Below are 19,233 nucleotides of genomic sequence, written 5' to 3'. Positions count from 1 at the left end.
AAAAAAAAAGCCGCCCGATACTCTCGCGCGGCTTTTTCTCGGTACGACTGAAACTCAGCGCACGCAGTCGACGAAATACCCCATCTTGCCGTCGACCTCTTCCTCGACCAGGCCGTGAATGTCGGTCTCGAAGCCCGGGAACAGCTTGTTGAACTGACGTGCGAATTGCAGGTACTGCACGATCGTCTTGTTGAAGCGTTCGCCCGGAATCAGCAGCGGAATGCCCGGGGGATACGGCGTCAGCAGGATAGCCGTGATGCGGCCTTCCAGATCGTCGATTGCCACGCGCTCGGTTTCACGGTGAGCCATCTTGGCCCAGGCGTCCGACGGCTTCATCGCCGGTTCCATGTTCGACAGGTACATCTCCGTCGTCACACGGGCCACATCATTGGCCTGGTAGACGCTGTGGATGCTGTCGCACAGCTCGCGCAGCCCGATGCGCTCGTACTGCGGATACTGGCGCACGAACTCCGGCAGCACGCGCCACAGCGGCTGGTTGTTGTCGTAATCGTCCTTGAACTGCTGCAGCTCGGTCACCATCGAGTTCCAGCGGCCCTTGGTGATGCCGATGGTGAACATGATGAAGAACGAGTACAAACCCGTCTTCTCGACGATGATGCCGTGCTCGGCCAGGTAGCGCGTCACGATGGCGGCCGGGATGCCCGAGTCGCTGAACTTGCCGTCCACGTCCAGGCCCGGGGTGATGATGGTGGCCTTGATCGGGTCAAGCAGGTTGAAGTCTTCGGCCAGGTTGCCGAAGCCGTGCCAGCGCTCGTTGGCCTTGAGCATCCACGCTTCGCGGTCCTCGATGCCTTCGTCGGACAAGTCGTTCGGGCCCCAGACCTTGAACCACCAGTCGTCGCCGCGTCCATTGCCGCCGTTCGTGCCGACGTATTCCTGCTCCACCTTGCGCATGGCGCGGCGAAAGTCCAGCGCCTCGGCAATGCTCTCCTCCACCAGCGCAGTACCGCCCGGCGCTTCCATCATCGCCGCGGCGACGTCGCACGACGCAATGATCGAGTACTGCGGGCTCGTCGACGTGTGCATCAGATACGCCTCGTTGAAGCGGTACGTATCGAGCTTGCGCGTTTCCGAATCCTGCACGAGGATCTGCGAGGCCTGCGACAGGCCGGCCAGCAGCTTGTGCGTGCTCTGCGTGGCGAACACCAGCGCGTCCTTGCTGCGCGGGCGGCCGTGGCCAATGGCGTGCATGTCCTCGTAGAACGGGTGGAACGACGCATGCGGCAGCCACGCTTCATCAAAGTGCAGCGTGTCGATCTCGGTCGACAGCATGTTCTTGATCATCTCGGCGTTGTAGAGCACGCCGTCGTACGTGCCCTGCGTGATGGTCAGAATGCGCGGCTTCTTGTTCTTGGCTTGGCTGGCAAACGGGTGATCGGCGATCTTCTTGGCGATCGTTTCCGGCTCGAACTCGCTCTTCGGGATCGGCCCGATGATGCCGAAATGGTTGCGCGTCGGCATCAGGAACACGGGGATCGCGCCCGTCATCATGATCGCGTGCAGGATGGACTTGTGGCAGTTGCGGTCCACCACGACGATGTCGCCGGGGGCCACGTTGGCGTGCCACACCATCTTGTTCGACGTCGACGTGCCGTTGGTCACGAAGAACATGTGGTCGGAGCCGAAGATACGCGCAGCGTTGCGCTCCGATGCGGCGACCGGGCCGGTGTGGTCCAGCAGCTGGCCGAGTTCTTCCACGGCGTTGCAGACGTCGGCACGCAGCATGTTCTCGCCGAAGAACTGGTGGAACACCTGCCCCACCGGGCTCTTGAGGAACGCCACGCCGCCCGAATGCCCCGGGCAATGCCACGAATACGAGCTGTCCTGCGCGTAGTCGATCAGGGCTTTGAAAAACGGCGGCGGCAACGAATCCAGGTAATTGCGCGCTTCACGGATGATGTGTCGGGCCACGAACTCGGGCGTGTCCTCGAACATGTGGATGAAGCCGTGCAGCTCGCGCAGCACGTCATTCGGCAGATGGCGCGAGGTGCGCGTTTCGCCGTACAGGAAGATGGGGATGTCGGCGTTGCGGCGACGCACCTCGGCCACGAAGGCGCGCAGGTTTTCGACCGCTTCGGGTTCCGGCTTGTCGTTGTCCGGGTTGATGAACTCGTCGTCGTCGATCGAGACGATGAAGGTGGACGCGCGGCTCGACTGCTGAGCGAACGACGTCAGGTCGCCATAACTGGTGAGGCCGATGACCTCCATGCCTTCGGTCTCGATGGCCTGGGCCAGCGCGCGAATGCCCGACCCGGAGATGTTCTCGGAGCGGAAGTCCTCGTCAATGATGATGACGGGAAAGCGGAATTTCATCGTGGTTCCTTATGGATGAAGCTAAAGGCCCCGCTCCGGATACGCCTGAACGCGCGGAAACGGACTACAAAAACTAGGTCTTGGGCAGCGTGACACCGTGCTGGCCCTGGTACTTGCCACCACGATCCTTGTACGAGGTTTCGCATTCCTCGTCGCTCTCGAAGAACAGCACCTGCGCGCAGCCTTCGCCGGCGTAGATCTTGGCGGGCAGCGGCGTGGTGTTGGAGAACTCCAGCGTCACGTAGCCTTCCCACTCGGGCTCGAACGGCGTGACGTTGACGATGATCCCGCAGCGCGCGTACGTGCTCTTGCCCAGACACACCGTCAGCACGGTGCGCGGGATGCGGAAGTACTCCATCGTGCGGGCCAGCGCGAACGAGTTCGGCGGGATGATGCACACATCGCCCTTGAAGTCGACAAACGACTTCTCGTCGAAGTTCTTCGGATCGACGATGGTGCTGTTGATGTTGGTGAAGATCTTGAATTCGTCGGCGCAGCGGATGTCGTAGCCGTAGCTCGACGTGCCGTAGGAAACGATGCGGCGGCCTTCGGATTCGCGCACCTGACCGGGCTCGAACGGCTCGATCATGCCGTGCTGCTCGGCCATGCGGCGGATCCACTTGTCAGATTTGATGCTCATGGAGCGTCCAGATACCTTGGATGAACAAATGGGGGCAGGCTTCGCGGTGCGAAAACTGTCCCCATTTGGTCATGCCAGCCAGGCCGTCGATCTTTGGCCCGGTTTTGGAACGCGGATTGTACTCCCAAACTTGTGACGGAAAACCCCGTGGCAGCCGATGGCTTGCGCTGGCCTTATCGAACCCGCCGAGCGGATCAGCGCCCGGATTCCGCCGCCTGGGGTAACTCTCCGCGCGGCCCTACCGTGCTTGCCACGTCCGGCTCGGCCACGAACCGGTCGCGCCCCGTGTAGAGCAGAAAGTGCCGCCCAGTGCACCGCGCAAACAGTGTCAGATTGACGCGCTGTGCCATCTGATGGCCCATCTGCGTGACGCCCGAGCGCGACAGGAGGAACGGAATGCCCATTTGCGCGCCCTTGATGACCATCTCGGAGGTGAGACGGCCGGTGGTGTAGAAGATTTTGTCGCCGCCATCCATGCCCGCCAGCCACATGAGGCCGGCGATAGCATCCACGGCATTGTGGCGGCCCACGTCTTCGATGAAGTGCAGCAGCCCGCCGTGCGCATCGAACAGCGCGCAGCCATGCACCGAGCCCGCTTGCTTGTAGATCGACTGCTGCAAGCGGATGGTGTCGACCACACGGTACAGCGTGGTCTGCGTCATGCGCGCGTCGGGCGGCAGGTGGATGGCGTCGATCTCGTCCATCAGCGAGCCGAACACGGTGCCCTGCCCGCAGCCGGTGGTCACGGTGCGGCGGGCGGTCTTCTCGTCCAGGTCGGCAATGCCGGCGCGCGTGGTGACGGCAGCCGATTCGGTTTCCCAGTCGACCTGGATGGAGGCGATGTCTTCGATGCTGCCGATCAAGCGCTGGTTACGCAGATAGCCCAGCACGAGCGCTTCGGGCGCGCCGCCCAGCGTCATCAGCGTGACGAGTTCGCGCTTGTCGAGGTACACCGTGAGCGGGCGCTCACCGGGAATGTAGACATGGCGTGCGCGGCCCAGCTCGTCGAGCACTTCAACCTCGTCGAGCAGTGGAACGGAAGCGTTGGTCAGTTCGGGGCGCAGCGGCATCAATGTCTTCGTTCAAATAAAAATGCGCACGGCAAGCGTGCGCATGGTGCGGCTGGTACCTGCGCGAGAGCAGGTACCGCGTGCGGGCGATCAGTTCGCCACGATCACGCCGCAGGCGATGCGCCCGCCGGAATTGCCGGTGGGCTGGGTCGTGTAGTCGTCCTTGCCTGCGTGGACGATCAGCGCGCGGCCGACCAGGCTCGTGGGCCCCGGCGACAGCGTCACGCCGGAAAGAACGATCGAGCCGACGGCCTTGCCGTTGGCATCGGATTGCAGCATCGGAATGTCGCCGGCGTGGTGCGCGCCATGACGCGGGTCACCATGCTGCTGGCCCGTCGGGTTGAAGTGGCCGCCAGCGCTGTTGCCATCCGCCGACGAGCAATCGCCCTTCTCATGCACGTGGAAACCGAACATGCCGTTGGCGGGCAGACCCGAAATATCCACGGCGATGGCAACCCGATTGTCGCCTTGCTGCGCGAGCTTCACGCTGCCTTGCACGGTGCTGCCGCTCTTGGGTGCCAGCACGGCCGAGGCCGCCATGGCGCCGTCACCGGCATTCGCCGCCTTGGCCGTCGACGCTGAGTTCGATGCGCAGCCGGCCATCAGGCCGATCGCGGCGAGTGCAATCACGAGTTGCTTCATGTGTCACCTCCAGTCAGGGTTCACTCGGGGAGCGGACGATTGTACTGCCGGATGATGAACACGCAACATTAGCAACAACGGTTCACCCTTTGGCCGCCGGTGCAGATGCTGGTGGCACGGGCGCGACAAAGGGCCCCGGATCAACGCACGGCGCGCCCGGCTGCGTATGCGCAGCCTTGCCACCGGCCTGGTATGACGCCGCCACCTTGTCCTGGGCCTTGCACGTCTGGAACGCGGCTACCTTGTCGCCCCAGGCTGCTTTGGCCTTCGCCAGGTCCGCCTGTGCCTTCTGTTCTTCCGTCGGTGCCGGCAGCTTGGCGCCGGCCAGTCCGCTTGTCAGGCTCAGCATGGCGACAGCAAGTGCCATACCTGCGGCGCGGCGCAGAGCGGATGCGTGCATGGTGAGATTCCTTGAATCGGTGGGCGTCGATGGCGTCATGGCTTGGCGGGCTGCTCGCTGGGCGACGGCGGTGCTGGCGGCTGGGAACGTTGCGCGGGGATCTTGCCGGCCTTGATGTCGTCGTACCAAAGCTCGTGGTGCTCTTTCGCCCAGGCCTCGTCGACATAACCATCGCGCATCGCGCGGTACGCCCCTTCCATGCCGATGGTGCCCATGTAGATGTGCCCGAGCGACATGCAGATCATGCCCACTGCGGCAATCGCGTGAATGACTTCAGCGAGTTGCATCGTGCTGCGGTAGTAATCCACGCCGGGGACGATGCGATCGAGCGTCCAGCCCGACGCCGACAGGATCAGTCCGAACACGACCAGCCCGCCCCAGAACCAGAGTTTCTCGCCAGCGTTGAAACGGTGCGATGGCACTTCGGCGCCGTGCTCTCCGGAAAACAAGCCGCCAAGCTTCAGCAGCCAGTTCATGTCGCCACTGCGAGGCAGGTTGTCCCGCACCCACATCACGAAGGCCACGATGATGCTGACCGTGAACAGCGGCCCCACCAAGTTGTGGAGATTCTTCAAGATGTACGTCAGCCAGCCGAACAACTGGTGGCCGAGGATCGGCAGCAGGAAATGCTTGCCCCACAGCATGACGATGCCCGACACGCCGAGCGTGACAAAGGAGATCGCCATCGTCCAATGCACATAGCGTTCGGTGGGCGTGAACCGCTCGATCTTGCGGCCGGTGGGCGCTTCCTTCAGGGGAATCGTGCCGCGCCACAGGAAAAAACCCAGGATGAGCAGCGGCACCAGCACCATGAGCCAACCGCCCCACACGGTGATCACGCCATTGCGGAACAGCCGCCATTTTTGCCCGGTACGCTGAATCAGCACACCGGCCTCCAGCCCCGGAATGCTTGCGTAATGCGCCTGGTCTGAGTTCACTTCACGCCAGACGGGCGCATTGTTGCCCGGCTGCGTGGCACGGCGTGCGGCCTGGTCGTGCGCCTCTTTGGAAAGATCGCGCTTCTGCAGATCAAACACATTCTCCGAGACGATGTTGGAGAACGGCTGTGCCGGCTGCACGGCCGGATTGACCGGGGCGGCGCCGGCCGCGGGCGCACTGGCCGGCTGCTGCGCGCTCGCCAACGCTGCTGCGCCGCCCAGCAACACGGCCATCACAAGATGTTTCCAGGAAGTGCCCATGGACGAACCTCCGCTTGCGCGCGTCATGGCGTCTTGTTGTACTCGTTCTGGTATTGGCCGCGCGCGCGGATCTGGTTCTGCCAGCTCGTGCGGTCACCGGGTGTCCAGTTCTTTGCCATGAACGGATCGCCTTCCGCTCCCTTGTATGCGGGCGCGTCGTCCTTGCGGTGCGAAGCGAACGCGGTTTGCGGGCGCTCGCCGCAGGCGCCCAGCAGCAGCACGGCGCCAAGCGCGACCAGCAGGCCGGTCGATCGTGCCCGGGCGATCATGATTGCGCTCCCGGCGCAGAAGCCGGCGTGGCCGGTGCGGCCGGGGCGGCCGGTGCCGCCTGACCGCCCTTGCCCTGCGCGCCGCCGTAGGCCGTGCCCCATCCGAACAGCTCCGCGCCCTTCCCGCGTTTCATGACGCGGTTACGCAGGATGTCGGAAATCACGTCGCCATCGCCGCCGAGCAGCGCCTTGGTCGAGCACATTTCCGCGCACAGCGGCAGCTTGCCTTCGGCCAGGCGGTTGCGGCCGTACTTTTCGAATTCTTCCTCGCTGCCGTTCTTCTCGGGGCCGCCCGCGCAGAACGTGCACTTGTCCATCTTGCCGCGCACGCCAAACGTGCCCTGGCTCGGGAACTGCGGCGCGCCGAACGGGCACGCATACGAGCAATAGCCGCAGCCAATGCAGACGTCCTTGTCGTGCAGCACCACACCGTCTTCAGTACGGTAGAAGCAGTCGACCGGGCAGACCGCCATGCACGGCGCATCGGAGCAATGCATGCACGCCACGGAGATGGACTTCTCGGCGCCGATCATGCCGTCGTTGATGGTGACCACCCGGCGACGATTCACGCCCCAGGGCACCTCGTGTTCGTTCTTGCAGGCCGTGGCGCAGGCGTTGCATTCGATGCAGCGCTCGCTGTCACAGATGAATTTCATGCGTGCCATGTTGATCTCCCCGTCCTTATGCGAACCGCTCGATCTGGCAGACCGTCGTTTTCGTTTCCTGCATCATCGTCACCGAGTCGTAGCCGTAGGTGGTGGCCGTGTTGACGGCCTCGCCACGCACGATCGGGTGGGCGCCTTCCGGGTAGTAATCGAGCAGGTCCTTGCCCTGCCACCAGCCCGAGAAGTGGAACGGGATGAAGGCGTGGTCGACCCCCACACGCTCCGTCACCAGCGCGCGCACCTTGATCTGGGCGCCAGTCGGCGTCTTGACCCAGACGAAATCGTTGTGTCGGATGCCGCGGTCAGATGCGGCCTTCGGGTTGATCTCGACAAAGTTCTCCTGCTGCAACTCGGCAAGCCACGGGTTGGAGCGCGTCTCCTCGCCGCCGCCCTCGTATTCGACAAGGCGGCCGGACGTGAGGATGATCGGGAATTTCTCGTAGACCTTGTTCTCGATATTGCGCTGCTGCACCGTCTTGTACAGCGTCGGCAGGCGCCAGAAGGCTTTCTTGTCGTCGTGCGTCGGGTACTTGGCGACCATGTCGGGCCGCGTGGAATACAGCGGCTCCCGGTGCTGCGGAATGCCGTCGGGGAAGTTCCACACAATGGCGCGCGCCTTGGCGTTGCCGAACGGATGGCAGCCATGCTTCATCGCCACGCGCTGGATCCCGCCGGACAGATCGGTCTTCCAGTTCTTGCCTTCGGCGGCCTTCTTCTCGGCGTCGGTGAGGTCGTCCCACCAGCCGAGTTTCTTGAGGAAGACGTGGTCGAACTCGGGGTAGCCGGTCGTCAGCTCCGAGCCGAGCGAGAACGAGCCATCCTCGGCCAGCAGGTTGACGCCGTCGCGCTCCACGCCAAAGTTGGCGCGGAAGTTGCCGCCGCCGTCCATCACGTGCTTGCTGGTGTCGTACAGGTTGGGCGAGCCGGGGTGCTTGAGTTCCGGCGTGCCGTAACACGGCCACGGCAGGCCGAAGTAATCGCCGGTGAGGTCGTAGCCGGTTTCGGCATCCTTGCCGCCCTTGCAGCGCAGCGTGCGCACATCAAACAGGTGCATGTTGCGCATGTGAGCCTTCAGGCGTTCCGGCGATTGGCCCGTGTAGCCGATCGTCCAGTTGCCGCGATTGATCTCGCGCAGGATCGATTCGATCTCGGGCTCGCGCCATGTCATGCCGGCACGCTTGTATTCCGTGATCTTGTAGTTCTTCGACAGCTCCTTGCCGAAGCCCAGGCGATCGGCAAAGGCCTGCATGATCACGTGGTCGGGCTGCGACTCGAACAGCGGGTCGATGACCTTCTCGCGCCATTGCAGCGAGCGGTTCGATGCGGTGCACGAGCCGGACGTTTCGAACTGCGTGGCCGCCGGCAGCAGATAGACGGCGCGATTCGGATTCGGAGGCGTGCCATCGGCGGCGGGCATGTTGGCCATCGCCGCGGTGGCTGACGGATACGGATCCACCACGACCAGCAAGTCGAGCTTGTCCAGCGCGCGCTTGATATCCATGCCGCGCGTCTGCGAATTGGGCGCGTGGCCCCAGTAGAAAACGGCGCGGACGTTGTTGTCCTGGTCGATCAGCTCGTTCTTTTCCAGTACCGCATCGGCCCAGCGCGAGACGGTGGTGCCCGACTTTTCCATCATCGCCTGCGAGGCGAAGCGGCCCTTGATCCAGTCGTAATCCACGCCCCAGACGTTGGCGAAGTGCTTCCACGCCCCGGCAGCCAACCCGTAGTAGCCAGGCAACGAATCGGGGTTCGGGCCGACGTCCGTCGCGCCCTGCACGTTATCGTGGCCGCGGAAGATATTGGCGCCGCCGCCCGACTTGCCGATATTGCCGAGCGCGAGCTGCACGATGCACGACGCCCGTACGATGGCGTTGCCGATGGTGTGCTGCGTCTGGCCCATGCACCACACCAGCGTGCTGGGGCGGTTCATCGCCATCATTTCGGCGACCTTGTGCACCTGCGCTTCCGGCACGCCGCACACCTCTTCGACCTTGTCCGGCGTCCACTTGGCGAGGACTTCTTCGCGCACCTTGTCCATGCCGTAGACGCGGTCGTGGATGTACTGCTTGTCTTCCCAGCCGTTCTTGAAGATGTGATACAGCACGCCGAAAAGAAACGCGATGTCCGTGCCCGAGCGGATGCGCACGTATTCATCGGACTTGGCGGCCGTGCGCGTGTAGCGCGGGTCGACGACGATGACCTTGCAGCCCGTTTCCTTGGCGTGCAGCAGATGCAGCATCGACACCGGATGCGCTTCAGCCGCGTTCGAGCCGATGTACAACGCGCATTTGGCGTTCTGCATGTCGTTGTACGAGTTGGTCATCGCACCGTAGCCCCACGTGTTGGCCACGCCGGCCACAGTGGTGCTGTGGCAGATGCGCGCCTGATGGTCGCAGTTGTTGGTGCCGAAGAACGACACCCACTTGCGCATCAGGTACGCCTGCTCGTTGCTGTGCTTGGACGACCCCACGAAGAAGAACGAATCCGGTCCGGTCTCCTGGCGGATGGTCTGCATCTTGGCGACGATCTCGTTGAGCGCCTGCTCCCAGCTGATGCGCTGGTAACGGCCGTCGACTAGCTTCATCGGCGTCTTCAGGCGGTATTCACCGTGACCATGCTCGCGCAGGGCGGCGCCTTTGGCGCAGTGCGCACCCAGGTTGATCGGCGAGTCGAATACCGGTTCCTGGCGCACCCACACGCCGTTCTGCACGACGGCGTCCACCGAGCACCCGACCGAGCAGTGCGAGCACACCGTGCGGCGCACGACGATGTCCCCCTTCCCTTCGGCGGCCTGGGCCTCACCTACCACCGATTTCTTCACCAGCGAAAGCTGCGTCGCCGCCAACCCCGCGCCGACGCCTATGCCGGAGCGTTTGAGGAAGGTGCGGCGGTCCATGGTCGGCAGTGCGCCGGCCAGGCTGCGCGCCAGACTGCCAGCGAGCGACGAAGCGCCCTGGCCGCTTGAACGTCGGGCCGAAGCGGCTTTGGTGTCCTGTACCGCCGGTTTGCGGGTCAGAAGCATGAGGTCACCTGAGGATGTGGGGTGCGTGCAATAACGATGAAGCGGAAGCGGCGCGCATGCGGCCGCGTCAGATCCACGTCGTCTTGTAGTACTTGCGGATGTGTTCGCTCAGCCGGTAGCCGGTGGTGCCGTCATCCGTGGAGTCAGCTGCGGGTGTGGCCGGCGCAGTGGGCGCTTGCACCAGATGGCCGGCTGTGGCGGCAGTGCCCGCAGCGGCGGCTGCAACCGCCGCGCCCATCAGAAAGCGGCGGCGAGTGGGCGCAGCATCAGCGGAATCCGCTTCTGGGCGCGCGTGAGGGACGGTGTTCGGACTTGGCATTTCGATGCTCCCCGGCTCAATCAAACCGATGACCGAATGTAATAGGAATTTTTGAACACATTTTAGGAGTAACGGCATGGGAAAACCATGCCCAAAACCCCTCACCGAGGGATTTTTCTGACGATTTACCGATGAATTTTTTCAATGAGTGCGGTTTGAACCGGTCCGCCGTGACGTGGGCGGGGCGCGGCTCTTGCCCGCCCGCTTAATTTTTGGGCAGAGAGCCGGCGCGCCGTCACGCTAATTCAAGCGCGAGCCTCTCGACGTCAAAAAAGGCTTTGGCCAAACCCGCCACGTCGGCATAAAACGTGGCGCGCGGATGCTGCAATACAGCATCACAAGCCGTATCGACCCACGGCGCCAGATGGCGCTGGAAAAATGCGCGCTGCTCTTCGATCTGCGTAACGGCAAGATCGTCCCCGGCGATGAGGTAACGCATGACTTCACACAGGGTGGCGAGGTGGTCTTCGGTTTCCGTGACACCCTCGGCACGCTCCAGGCCGAAGCGACGCAGATCGTCCCGCAGCACGACGAGCGGCTTTTCGTTCATGAACCCGGCCTGGTAGTACGAGCCGTACAGGAATACCTCGGGCTTGCCGACGCCGATGAACAGTTCGGTGTATTCGTCGTCGGCCTGCGCGGCGGTCGTCTTGCCGGCGCGGGCGACGAGCCTCCGCCATGCCTGAGTGAGTGCGCTGCTGGCGGCAGCTTCCGCGTCGGCCGGGGCGGTATCGTCATCGCCTGTTGGGTCCAGCGGCGCGGCGGCGATGCGCTGCAGCAAATCGGCGTCCGCCGCGCGGAAGAACAGCGTGGCCAGCAGGCCGTAGAGGTCCGCACGGGCGAGATCCTCGGCGCTGTCGGCAGGCGTGGCGGCGGGCTGGAATTGCAGGGGCTGGGCGTCGGTCATGGGATCGGGATCGGCTTCAATACGCGGTTTTCAGTGCGGGGCGCCCGGGCGTTCGCCGTGCTGCATCATGTCGATCACGCGGCAGTCGCTGCACATCTTGAGGCGCTCGGCAGCGGCGCCGGAGAACGCCGGATGCGCGCCGAGCTTGGCCAGCATCGTCGTGACCATCTGCGCGGTGCCGAACGGCTTGTTGCAGCGGACGCAGTGGAACGGCTGCGCCTCGTTGAGCGTGACCGGCTGGCGCGCTTCGGCCGACAGATTCAGCCGCGGCACGAGCGCGATGGCGCTTTCGGGGCACGTCGTTTCGCACAGGCCGCATTGGACGCAGTTGTGCTCGATCATCGCCAGCACGGGCCGCTCGGCCTGATCGCGCAACGCCTGCGACGGGCACGCGCCAACGCAGGCCATGCACAGCGTGCAGCGTTCGCGGTTCACGGTGATGGCGCCAAACGGTGCGCCGGCCGGCAGCGGGATGGCGGCCTCGGTGGCCTTGGCGTGGCGCGCGAGGTGGTCGAGGGCGAAATCGAGCGTTTCGCGCTTGGCGGCGGCCACGGCAAAGGTGGCGGCAGGCATGTCACGGCGAAAGCCGCGCAGCGGGCCCGACACGTCAGCGCGGCTCAGGCGCGCGTCGAGCGCGGCTGCATCCGCCACGTCGATCAACACCACGCCCGGCACGTCGGCCGGTTCGCCAAGCCCCTGCAGCATGGCCTGCGCCACGGCAACCTGTTCAGCGAGCATCGCGCGGTACTGCGGCGCGTCGTCTTCGGTCAGGAGAATGGCGATGCGCGCGGCGCCGTAAGCCAACGCTGCAAGCCACAGATCCAACCCCGTCGATGCCGCATGGAAGACTTCAACCGGCAGCACATTCACCGGCACGCCCTGGGCCTTGCCGATGCGGGCAGCGCGGCCCAACTGCTCGATCAGCGTGCGGCCGCGCTTACCGTTATGCAGCAGCACCACGGCATCACGCCCACCCGCCGATGCATATGTGCTCAGCAGCGTCTTGAGCTTGCGCCCCTGGTAGGGCGCATTGGGATAGGCATACGTAAGCGCGCCGGTCGGGCACGCCGTCGTACACGCACCGCAGCCAACGCACAGATTGGGCGTGAGGTGCACGCTGCCGCGCCCGTCCTTCCACTGCGGCGCGATGGCCGACGCAGAACACACTTGCACGCAAGCGTCGCAGCCCACCTGTCCATTACGCCCATGCGCGCAGATCGATTCCTTGTATTGGAAGAACTTGGGCTTTTCGAACTCGCCGACCATCTGCAGCAGCGCCAGCGATGCCGTCAATTGGCGGCCCGCGTCCGCGCCTGCATGAAAGTAGCCCTGCGGCGGCTGGTGCTGAGCAAACGCCGGCGCATCGTTCAAATCAAAAATCAGGTCGAATTGGCCCGATAGCGCCTGGGGTGCCTCCACGCGGCTGAAATCGATCGCCATTGCATCGCCGCATGCCTTGACGCACGCGCGGTGGTCGCGGCATGCATCCAGATCGATCTGGTAGAGCGCATCGATGGCGCCTTCCGGGCAGACATCGATGCAAGCGTTGCAGCGCGTGCAGCGGTCCAAGTCAATCGGATTACGGCTGTGCCATTGCACCTCGAACGCGCCAAGCCAGCCCTTCACCTCCTGCAACTCGCCCGCATGGACGGGCCAGCGACGCTCCATCGGCGGCGCCAGCAGACCGTTTGCGCGGTCGCGCCCCGTGGCGAGCACCGTCACGCTCAGTTGGTCGGCAAGGCGCTCCGCCCACGGCATCGCACGCGCGGCAGGACCGACGATCAGCACGTTGCCGTCGGAGCGATAGTCGACCACCGGCACCGGGTCCGGCGCTGGCAACCCGCCGACCGCCAGCAGCGCCGCTGTCTTGGCATGCAAAGCGCGCGCATCGCGTTTGGCTCCCGACGACCACCCGCCTGTTTCCCGAACGTTGACGAAATGGATCGGGGCGGTCACGCCCTCATGCTGCGCGGCCACCTCAGCAAACAGCGCCTTTTCCTGCGTGCAGGCGACGATGACGTCTCCGGTGCCGCCCAGCGCTTCTGTAAACGCGCCGATCTCGCGGCGGCACAGCAGGTGGTGCGTCTTGCCGGGCGCATCGATGGCGGTGTCGGACGCGCGCAAGGCGTCGCCCACCGCTTCGGCGTCGAGCGGCATGGTGTGATTGCAACTGCAGAGCAGCGTTGGCATGGATGTGTGCGTGAACGACCGCGTGCATGGCGCGGGCTGTAGGGACATGGCCGCACGGTCGTTGCCGGGCGGCACTCTTTTTTATTCTACGGACGGCGGCTTAACGTCGCCATGCGGGGTTGCCTCGGGGTTGTCAGCGGGCGACTCGGCATCGGCCGCTTCACGCGGCGTCTCGCCGGTCACAGCAGGCGAAGCGTCCGCGACCGGTTCGATTCCTGTCGGCGGCGCCACATCGTCGTCAAGCGGCTCGAACAACCGCAATTCCGCCGTATGCCGCAGCTCGCGCAACATCTCGGGCGGGATGGGGTCAGGCTGCGAATAGTCGTCGATGTAGGTATCGAGGCCGTCCATCACGTTGAAGTGCGGATCGGCAAAGAGCTTCTTGAGCGCGGCACGCTTGACGGCTTCGTCCACCCCGCGCGCGACGAAGGGGGAGAAATCGTCGGAGGACGTCAGCTTGGCGGCGTCTGCCAGCGTCAGCGGCGGCGCCTCCGGCGCAGGCTCGGCCACCGACGCTTCAGACACGACAACCGGCGCGGGCTCGGCAGACGGAGCCGCTTGCGGTTCCGGTTCGGGTTCGCCCCGCCGCTCGGCAGCCTTGCGGCGCGACCAGCGCGAGAGGAAAGTTTCTTCGCTCACGGCAGTTTCACTCAGAACTTCGCGCGGTCTTCCGGCGGCAGAAACGACTCCGGGCGGCGCCGCTTCTTCGGCTCGGGCCGGTAGTTTTCAGCCACGTACGCCTGCAGCCACTCCAGCGCAGCGGCATCCAACGGCACGTTTTCGACCGTCTCGCCGCCGTCCAGCCAGCGCCCGGCCTCGTTGTAGCTCAGCGAAACCGTATGCGGAATCGCGCGGCCTTCGTCGGCCGTGCCCGGCTCGCCAAGGCGCCACAGCACAAACCAGCAGGGCGCGGCGGAGGTCACGTTCAGGTAATAGCCCTCGGCCTCGTCGCGAAACAGCGTGACGGAGAAGCCGGGCGTCAGCCAGCGCTCGTCGCCCTTCTCATCGTCAGCGCGATCGAGGCAGCGCGGCGCCGTGCCGTATTCGCCCAGGTCGGGCACGACCGCTTCCAGCCGCCACTGATACGGCTGCCAGCGGTTGGCCGTCGGGCGGCGGCACAGCACCACCGCCACCCGTACGGACGGGCGGTCGGCGGGCAGCGGCGACGTGGATTCCATGGCGTCAGGTGTTCTGCACGACGATCGACGGGAACTTGCTCGTCATGTCCTTCGCCTTCTCGGCCACGGCGATGGCGACGCGGCGCGCGATCTGCTTGTAGACGCCGGCAATCGCGCCGTCGGGGTCGGCCACCACGGTGGGGCGACCCGAATCGGCCTGCTCGCGAATCGACAAGTTCAGCGGCAGGCTGCCCAGGAACGGCACGCCGTATTGTTCGCACATCTTCTCGCCGCCGCCGGCACCGAAAATGTGTTCGGTGTGGCCGCAGTTCGGGCAGCAGTAGACCGCCATGTTCTCGACCACGCCAATGATGGGAATCCCCACCTTCTCGAACATCTTCAGGCCCTTCTTGGCGTCGAGCAGCGCGATGTCCTGCGGCGTGGTGACGATCACCGCGCCCGTCACAGGCACCTTCTGCGACAGCGTGAGCTGGATGTCGCCCGTGCCCGGCGGCATGTCGACGATGAGGTAATCCAGGTCGCGCCAGTTCGTCTGCTTGAGCAGTTGCTCCAGCGCCGAGGTCACCATCGGGCCGCGCCAGACCATCGGGTTGTCCTGCTCGATCAGGAAACCGATCGAATTGGCCTGCAGGCCGTGGCCCTCCATCGGCTCCATCGTCTTGCCGTCGGCCGACTCCGGCTGGCCCTGGATGCCCAGCATCATCGGCTGGCTCGGGCCGTAGATATCGGCGTCGAGAATGCCGACGTTGGCACCTTCCGCGGCCAGCGCCAGCGCCAGGTTCACGGCGGTCGTCGATTTACCCACCCCGCCCTTGCCCGACGCCACAGCGATGATGTTCTTCACATTCGGCATCAGGTGCACGCCGCGCTGCACCGCGTGCGCGACGATCTTCATCGACACCTGCACGCTCACATTTTCGACACCTTGCACCTGGCGCAGCGCCCCGATCACGAGCTTGCGGATCGGCTCGAACTGGCTCTTGGCCGGATAGCCCAGCTCCACGTCAAGCGACACCTCGCCGCCATCGACCCGGATGTTGCGCGCCGATTTGGACGACACGAGGTCGCGCCCGGTATTGGGATCCACCACGCCGCGCAGGGCTTCGGTGATCTGTTCGATGGTTACGCTCAACATGTGCTCCACAAATCTAATGCGAATGGGGGACGGGCCAACGGTGACGCGGCATGAACTTTGCGGCGCCCTGGCCACTCTATCTACTGTTTTGCTATTGTATTTTGCCGGCGCGTCGTTCGTCCGATTCCTCCCCCAATATCCCTCTGATGCGCCGGATATCGGCAAACTCACAAGAACCGATCCCGTTACCCGTAGGAGAAACCATGAAAGCCAAGCTTATTTCCGTCTCGCTGATCGCCCTGCTGGCCGCCGGCTGTGCGACCGAACAGCAGAACCAGACCGCCATGGGCACCGGCGTTGGTGCGGCCGTGGGCGCTGGCATCGGCGCGCTGGTCGGCAACGGCAAGGGCGCTGCCATTGGCGGTGCGCTGGGCGCGGCGACCGGTGCAGCCGTCGGCTACAACTGGGGCGCCATCAAGTCCAAGCTGGCTGGCGATACCGCTGGCACCGGCACGCAAATTTCAGAGCAACCTGACGGCTCGCTTAAGTTGAACATTCCGAGCCAGGTTTCGTTCGACACCGACAGCGCGGTGATCAAGCCGTCGTTCCGCGGCCCGTTGGATAGCGTGGCACAAACGCTCACGCAGCATCCGGAACTGGCAGCCAATGTGGTCGGCCACACGGACAGCACCGGCAACCCCAACTACAACATGACGCTGTCGCAAAAGCGGGCGCAGAGCGTGGCGAGCTACCTGACTGACCGAGGCGTGGCGCGCAATCGTCTCTCCGCCGAAGCCGCGGCCAAACCAGCCTGTCGCTGACAACGCCACGGAGGCCGGCCGCGCGCAAAATCGCCGCGTCGAAATTTATTTGAAACCAATTCAGGGGTAACCCAGTCATAGAAAACAGGTGCCGCTTGCCACACGTTGCTGGCTCGCGATGCGTGGCTGACCTCCCGGGCGGTACCTGATTTCTCCTCCTTTTCCGTTGTGGAAAGCTGCGCCGGCTCTGACCGGCGCTTTTTTTTGGGGTCACACGGTGCGCGGCATCGTGACGCATGGGCCAAACTCCACGATCACACCCAGGTTCCGCAGATTCGTCGGGGAACGGCCTGAGACCGCCGGGCGCGCTAAAATACGCGTTTTTCCGCGCGCCGCGCCCTGTTCGCGGCCCGCCCGCTCCTTTCTGGCCTGCCCATGTCCGAACGTCGCATCCTCGTCACTTCCGCCCTGCCCTATGCCAACGGGCCGATTCACATCGGCCACCTGGTCGAGTACATCCAGACCGATATCTGGGTGCGCTTCCAACGCATGCGCGGCCACGAGACCTATTACGTGGGCGCCGACGACACGCACGGCACGCCCGTCATGCTGCGCGCCGAGAAGGAAGGCCTGACGCCGCGCCAGCTGATCGAACGCGTCTGGACGGAGCACAAACGCGACTTCGACAACTTCCTGGTCTCGTTCGACAACTACTACAGCACCGACTCCGACGAAAACAAGGAGCTGTGCCAGAACGTCTACCTCAGGCTCAAGGAAGCCGGCCTGATCGACGTCCGCGAGGTCGAGCAGTTTTACGACCCGGTCAAGGAGATGTTCCTGCCGGACCGCTTCATCAAGGGCGAATGCCCGAAATGCGGCGCGAAAGACCAATACGGCGATTCATGTGAAGTCTGCGGCGCGACGTACCAGCCGACCGACCTGAAGAACCCGTATTCCGTGGTGTCGGGCGCGACACCGGTGCGCAAGTCGTCGGAGCACTACTTCTTCAAGCTGTCCGACCCGCGCTGCGAGAATTTCCTGCGCGACTGGGTGGCCGACCTGGCGCAGCCCGAAGCCACCAACAAGATGCGCGAATGGCTCGGCGAAGAAGGCGAGGCCAAGCTCTCGGACTGGGACATCTCGCGGGACGCACCGTACTTCGGCTTCGAGATTCCGGCGCGCCGGGCAAATACTTCTATGTGTGGCTGGATGCGCCGGTCGGCTACTACGCCAGCTTCAAGAACCTGTGCGCCAAGCGGGGTCTCGATTTCGACGCGTGGATCAACGAACACTCGACCACCGAGCAGTACCACTTCATCGGCAAGGACATCCTGTATTTCCACACGTTGTTCTGGCCGGCGATGCTGAAGTTCTCGGGCCACCGCACGCCGACCAACGTGTTCGCCCACGGCTTCCTGACCGTGGACGGCGCCAAGATGAGCAAGTCGCGCGGCACGTTCATCACCGCACAGAGCTACATCGATACCGGCCTGAACCCGGAATGGCTGCGCTACTACTTCGCGGCCAAGCTGAACGCGACGATGGAAGATCTGGATCTGAACCTGGACGATTTCATCGCCCGCGTGAACAGTGATCTGGTCGGCAAGTTCGTCAACATCGCCAGCCGCTCGGCCGGCTTCCTGGTCAAGCGCTTCGAGGGCCGCGTGAGCGATGCCGCGCTGAGTCATCCGCTGATGGTGCAACTGCGCGAAGCCGCCCCGCAGATCGCCGATCTGTACGAAAAGCGCGAGTACAGCAAGGCGCTGCGCGCCGTGATGGAACTGGCCGACGCCGTCAACGCCTTCGTCGACACCGAGAAGCCGTGGGATCTGGCCAAGGACGAGGCCAACCGCGAAAAGCTGCACGCCGCGTGCTCGGTCGCGCTGGAAGCGTTCCGCCTGCTGGCCGTGTACCTCAAGCCGATTCTGCCGACCACGGTCGAGCGCATCGAAGCGTTCCTCAACGTTGAGCCGCTGACGTGGCGCTCGATCGATTCGCAACTTTCGTCGGACAAGCCGATCCAGCCGTACTCGCACCTGATGACGCGCGTGGACAAAAAGCAGGTGGATGCGCTGGTGGAGGCAAATCGTCAGTCCCTGCAGGCGACCGCCGATGCCCCGGCTGCTGCTGCCAACGGTGCTGCCGCCATCGAGCCGATCGCCGAGACCATCACCATCGACGACTTCGCCAAGATCGACCTGCGTGTCGCCAAGATCGTTGCCTGCCAGCGCGTGGAAGGATCGAACAAGCTGCTGCAGCTGACGCTGGATGTGGGTGAAGGCCAGACGCGGAATGTGTTTTCGGGCATCCAGTCGGCGTATGCGCCGGAAGATCTCGTTGGCAAGCTGACCGTGATGGTTGCAAACCTGGCACCGCGCAAGATGAAGTTTGGGATGTCGGAAGGGATGGTGTTGGCGGCTTCGGCGGCTGACGAAAAGGCTCAGCCTGGGCTTTATATTCTTGAGCCGCATTCTGGGGCGGTGCCGGGAATGCGGGTGCGTTGATTTGGTGATGGGGAGTTGGGCTCGGTGGTCCACCTCCCTTTCGTTCCCTGCCGGGACCGACTTACTTTTCTTTGTCTTGCCAAAGAAAAGTAAGCAA

The 19,233-nt window shown here is 64.2% G+C and carries 16 protein-coding genes and 2 pseudogenes; 3 read left to right on the top strand and 15 right to left on the bottom strand.

Annotated elements, in window-relative coordinates; genetic code table 11:
- Positions 1-54: 54 nt before the first annotated feature.
- The 15 genes from FUT88_RS15250 to apbC form a co-directional block, all read right to left on the bottom strand.
- Entirely contained in the window at positions 55-2,334 is a 2,280-nt protein-coding gene (locus tag FUT88_RS15250) for an arginine/lysine/ornithine decarboxylase (RefSeq protein ID WP_147216361.1), read from the bottom strand.
- 73 nt (positions 2,335-2,407) lie between these two features.
- The gene (dcd, locus tag FUT88_RS15245; protein ID WP_012762552.1) at positions 2,408-2,974 is read right to left on the bottom strand and encodes a dCTP deaminase; all 567 of its coding nucleotides are present in this window, start codon (positions 2,972-2,974) and stop codon (positions 2,408-2,410) included.
- Between the two features lie 194 nt (positions 2,975-3,168).
- Positions 3,169-4,044 (bottom strand): formate dehydrogenase accessory sulfurtransferase FdhD, encoded by an 876-nt coding sequence (locus FUT88_RS15240; RefSeq protein ID WP_147216359.1) that lies wholly within the window; start codon positions 4,042-4,044, stop codon positions 3,169-3,171.
- 90 nt (positions 4,045-4,134) lie between these two features.
- Positions 4,135-4,686, bottom strand: coding sequence for a superoxide dismutase family protein (locus FUT88_RS15235; protein WP_147216357.1), 552 nt, complete (start codon positions 4,684-4,686; stop codon positions 4,135-4,137).
- An 82-nt stretch (positions 4,687-4,768) separates the two neighbouring features.
- Complete coding sequence (locus FUT88_RS15230; protein ID WP_147216355.1) at positions 4,769-5,086, bottom strand: hypothetical protein; 318 nt, start codon at positions 5,084-5,086, stop codon at positions 4,769-4,771.
- A 35-nt stretch (positions 5,087-5,121) separates the two neighbouring features.
- A complete protein-coding gene (locus FUT88_RS15225) occupies positions 5,122-6,285 on the bottom strand; it encodes a formate dehydrogenase subunit gamma (RefSeq protein WP_147216353.1) in 1,164 nt (387 codons plus the stop codon).
- A gap of 23 nt (positions 6,286-6,308) precedes the next feature.
- On the bottom strand, positions 6,309-6,554 hold the full coding sequence (locus tag FUT88_RS15220) for a hypothetical protein (RefSeq protein WP_027680803.1): 246 nt from the start codon (positions 6,552-6,554) through the stop codon (positions 6,309-6,311).
- Positions 6,551-7,219: a formate dehydrogenase FDH3 subunit beta gene (gene fdh3B, locus FUT88_RS15215; protein ID WP_147216351.1), complete on the bottom strand. Its 669-nt coding sequence runs from the start codon at positions 7,217-7,219 to the stop codon at positions 6,551-6,553. The genes FUT88_RS15220 and fdh3B overlap by 4 nt, the downstream gene beginning before the upstream one ends.
- 16 nt (positions 7,220-7,235) lie before the next feature.
- The gene (locus FUT88_RS15210) at positions 7,236-10,241 is read right to left on the bottom strand and encodes a molybdopterin-dependent oxidoreductase (protein ID WP_147216349.1); all 3,006 of its coding nucleotides are present in this window, start codon (positions 10,239-10,241) and stop codon (positions 7,236-7,238) included.
- Positions 10,242-10,308: 67 nt separating this feature from the next.
- The gene (locus FUT88_RS15205) at positions 10,309-10,560 is read right to left on the bottom strand and encodes a twin-arginine translocation signal domain-containing protein (RefSeq protein ID WP_147216347.1); all 252 of its coding nucleotides are present in this window, start codon (positions 10,558-10,560) and stop codon (positions 10,309-10,311) included.
- 235 nt (positions 10,561-10,795) lie between these two features.
- The gene (locus FUT88_RS15200; RefSeq protein WP_147216345.1) at positions 10,796-11,467 is read right to left on the bottom strand and encodes a molecular chaperone; all 672 of its coding nucleotides are present in this window, start codon (positions 11,465-11,467) and stop codon (positions 10,796-10,798) included.
- Positions 11,468-11,497: 30 nt separating this feature from the next.
- Complete coding sequence (locus FUT88_RS15195; RefSeq protein ID WP_147216343.1) at positions 11,498-13,657, bottom strand: 4Fe-4S binding protein; 2,160 nt, start codon at positions 13,655-13,657, stop codon at positions 11,498-11,500.
- Positions 13,658-13,738: 81 nt separating this feature from the next.
- On the bottom strand, positions 13,739-14,296 hold the full coding sequence (locus tag FUT88_RS15190) for a DUF3306 domain-containing protein (RefSeq protein ID WP_147216341.1): 558 nt from the start codon (positions 14,294-14,296) through the stop codon (positions 13,739-13,741).
- Positions 14,297-14,307: 11 nt separating this feature from the next.
- Positions 14,308-14,835 (bottom strand): DUF3305 domain-containing protein, encoded by a 528-nt coding sequence (locus FUT88_RS15185; protein WP_147216339.1) that lies wholly within the window; start codon positions 14,833-14,835, stop codon positions 14,308-14,310.
- Between the two features lie 4 nt (positions 14,836-14,839).
- Entirely contained in the window at positions 14,840-15,928 is a 1,089-nt protein-coding gene (apbC, locus tag FUT88_RS15180) for an iron-sulfur cluster carrier protein ApbC (RefSeq protein ID WP_037044415.1), read from the bottom strand.
- A gap of 206 nt (positions 15,929-16,134) precedes the next feature.
- Here apbC and FUT88_RS15175 point away from each other — a divergent pair.
- The 3 genes and pseudogenes from FUT88_RS15175 (at position 16,135) to metG (FUT88_RS27195) (ending at position 19,136) form a co-directional block, all read left to right on the top strand.
- A pseudogene (locus tag FUT88_RS15175) lies at positions 16,135-16,762 on the top strand (OmpA family protein).
- Positions 16,763-17,067: 305 nt separating this feature from the next.
- Positions 17,068-18,203, top strand: a pseudogene (gene metG / locus FUT88_RS27200) (methionine--tRNA ligase); the annotation flags it as partial.
- A 123-nt stretch (positions 18,204-18,326) separates the two neighbouring features.
- Positions 18,327-19,136: a methionine--tRNA ligase subunit beta gene (gene metG, locus FUT88_RS27195; protein WP_410003885.1), complete on the top strand. Its 810-nt coding sequence runs from the start codon at positions 18,327-18,329 to the stop codon at positions 19,134-19,136.
- The last annotated feature ends 97 nt before the right edge of the window (positions 19,137-19,233 follow it).

The sequence above is a fragment of the Ralstonia sp. TCR112 genome (assembly GCF_007997035.1).
Taxonomy (GTDB): domain Bacteria; phylum Pseudomonadota; class Gammaproteobacteria; order Burkholderiales; family Burkholderiaceae; genus Ralstonia; species Ralstonia edaphi.
This window is presented reverse-complemented; position numbering and strand designations above follow the sequence as displayed.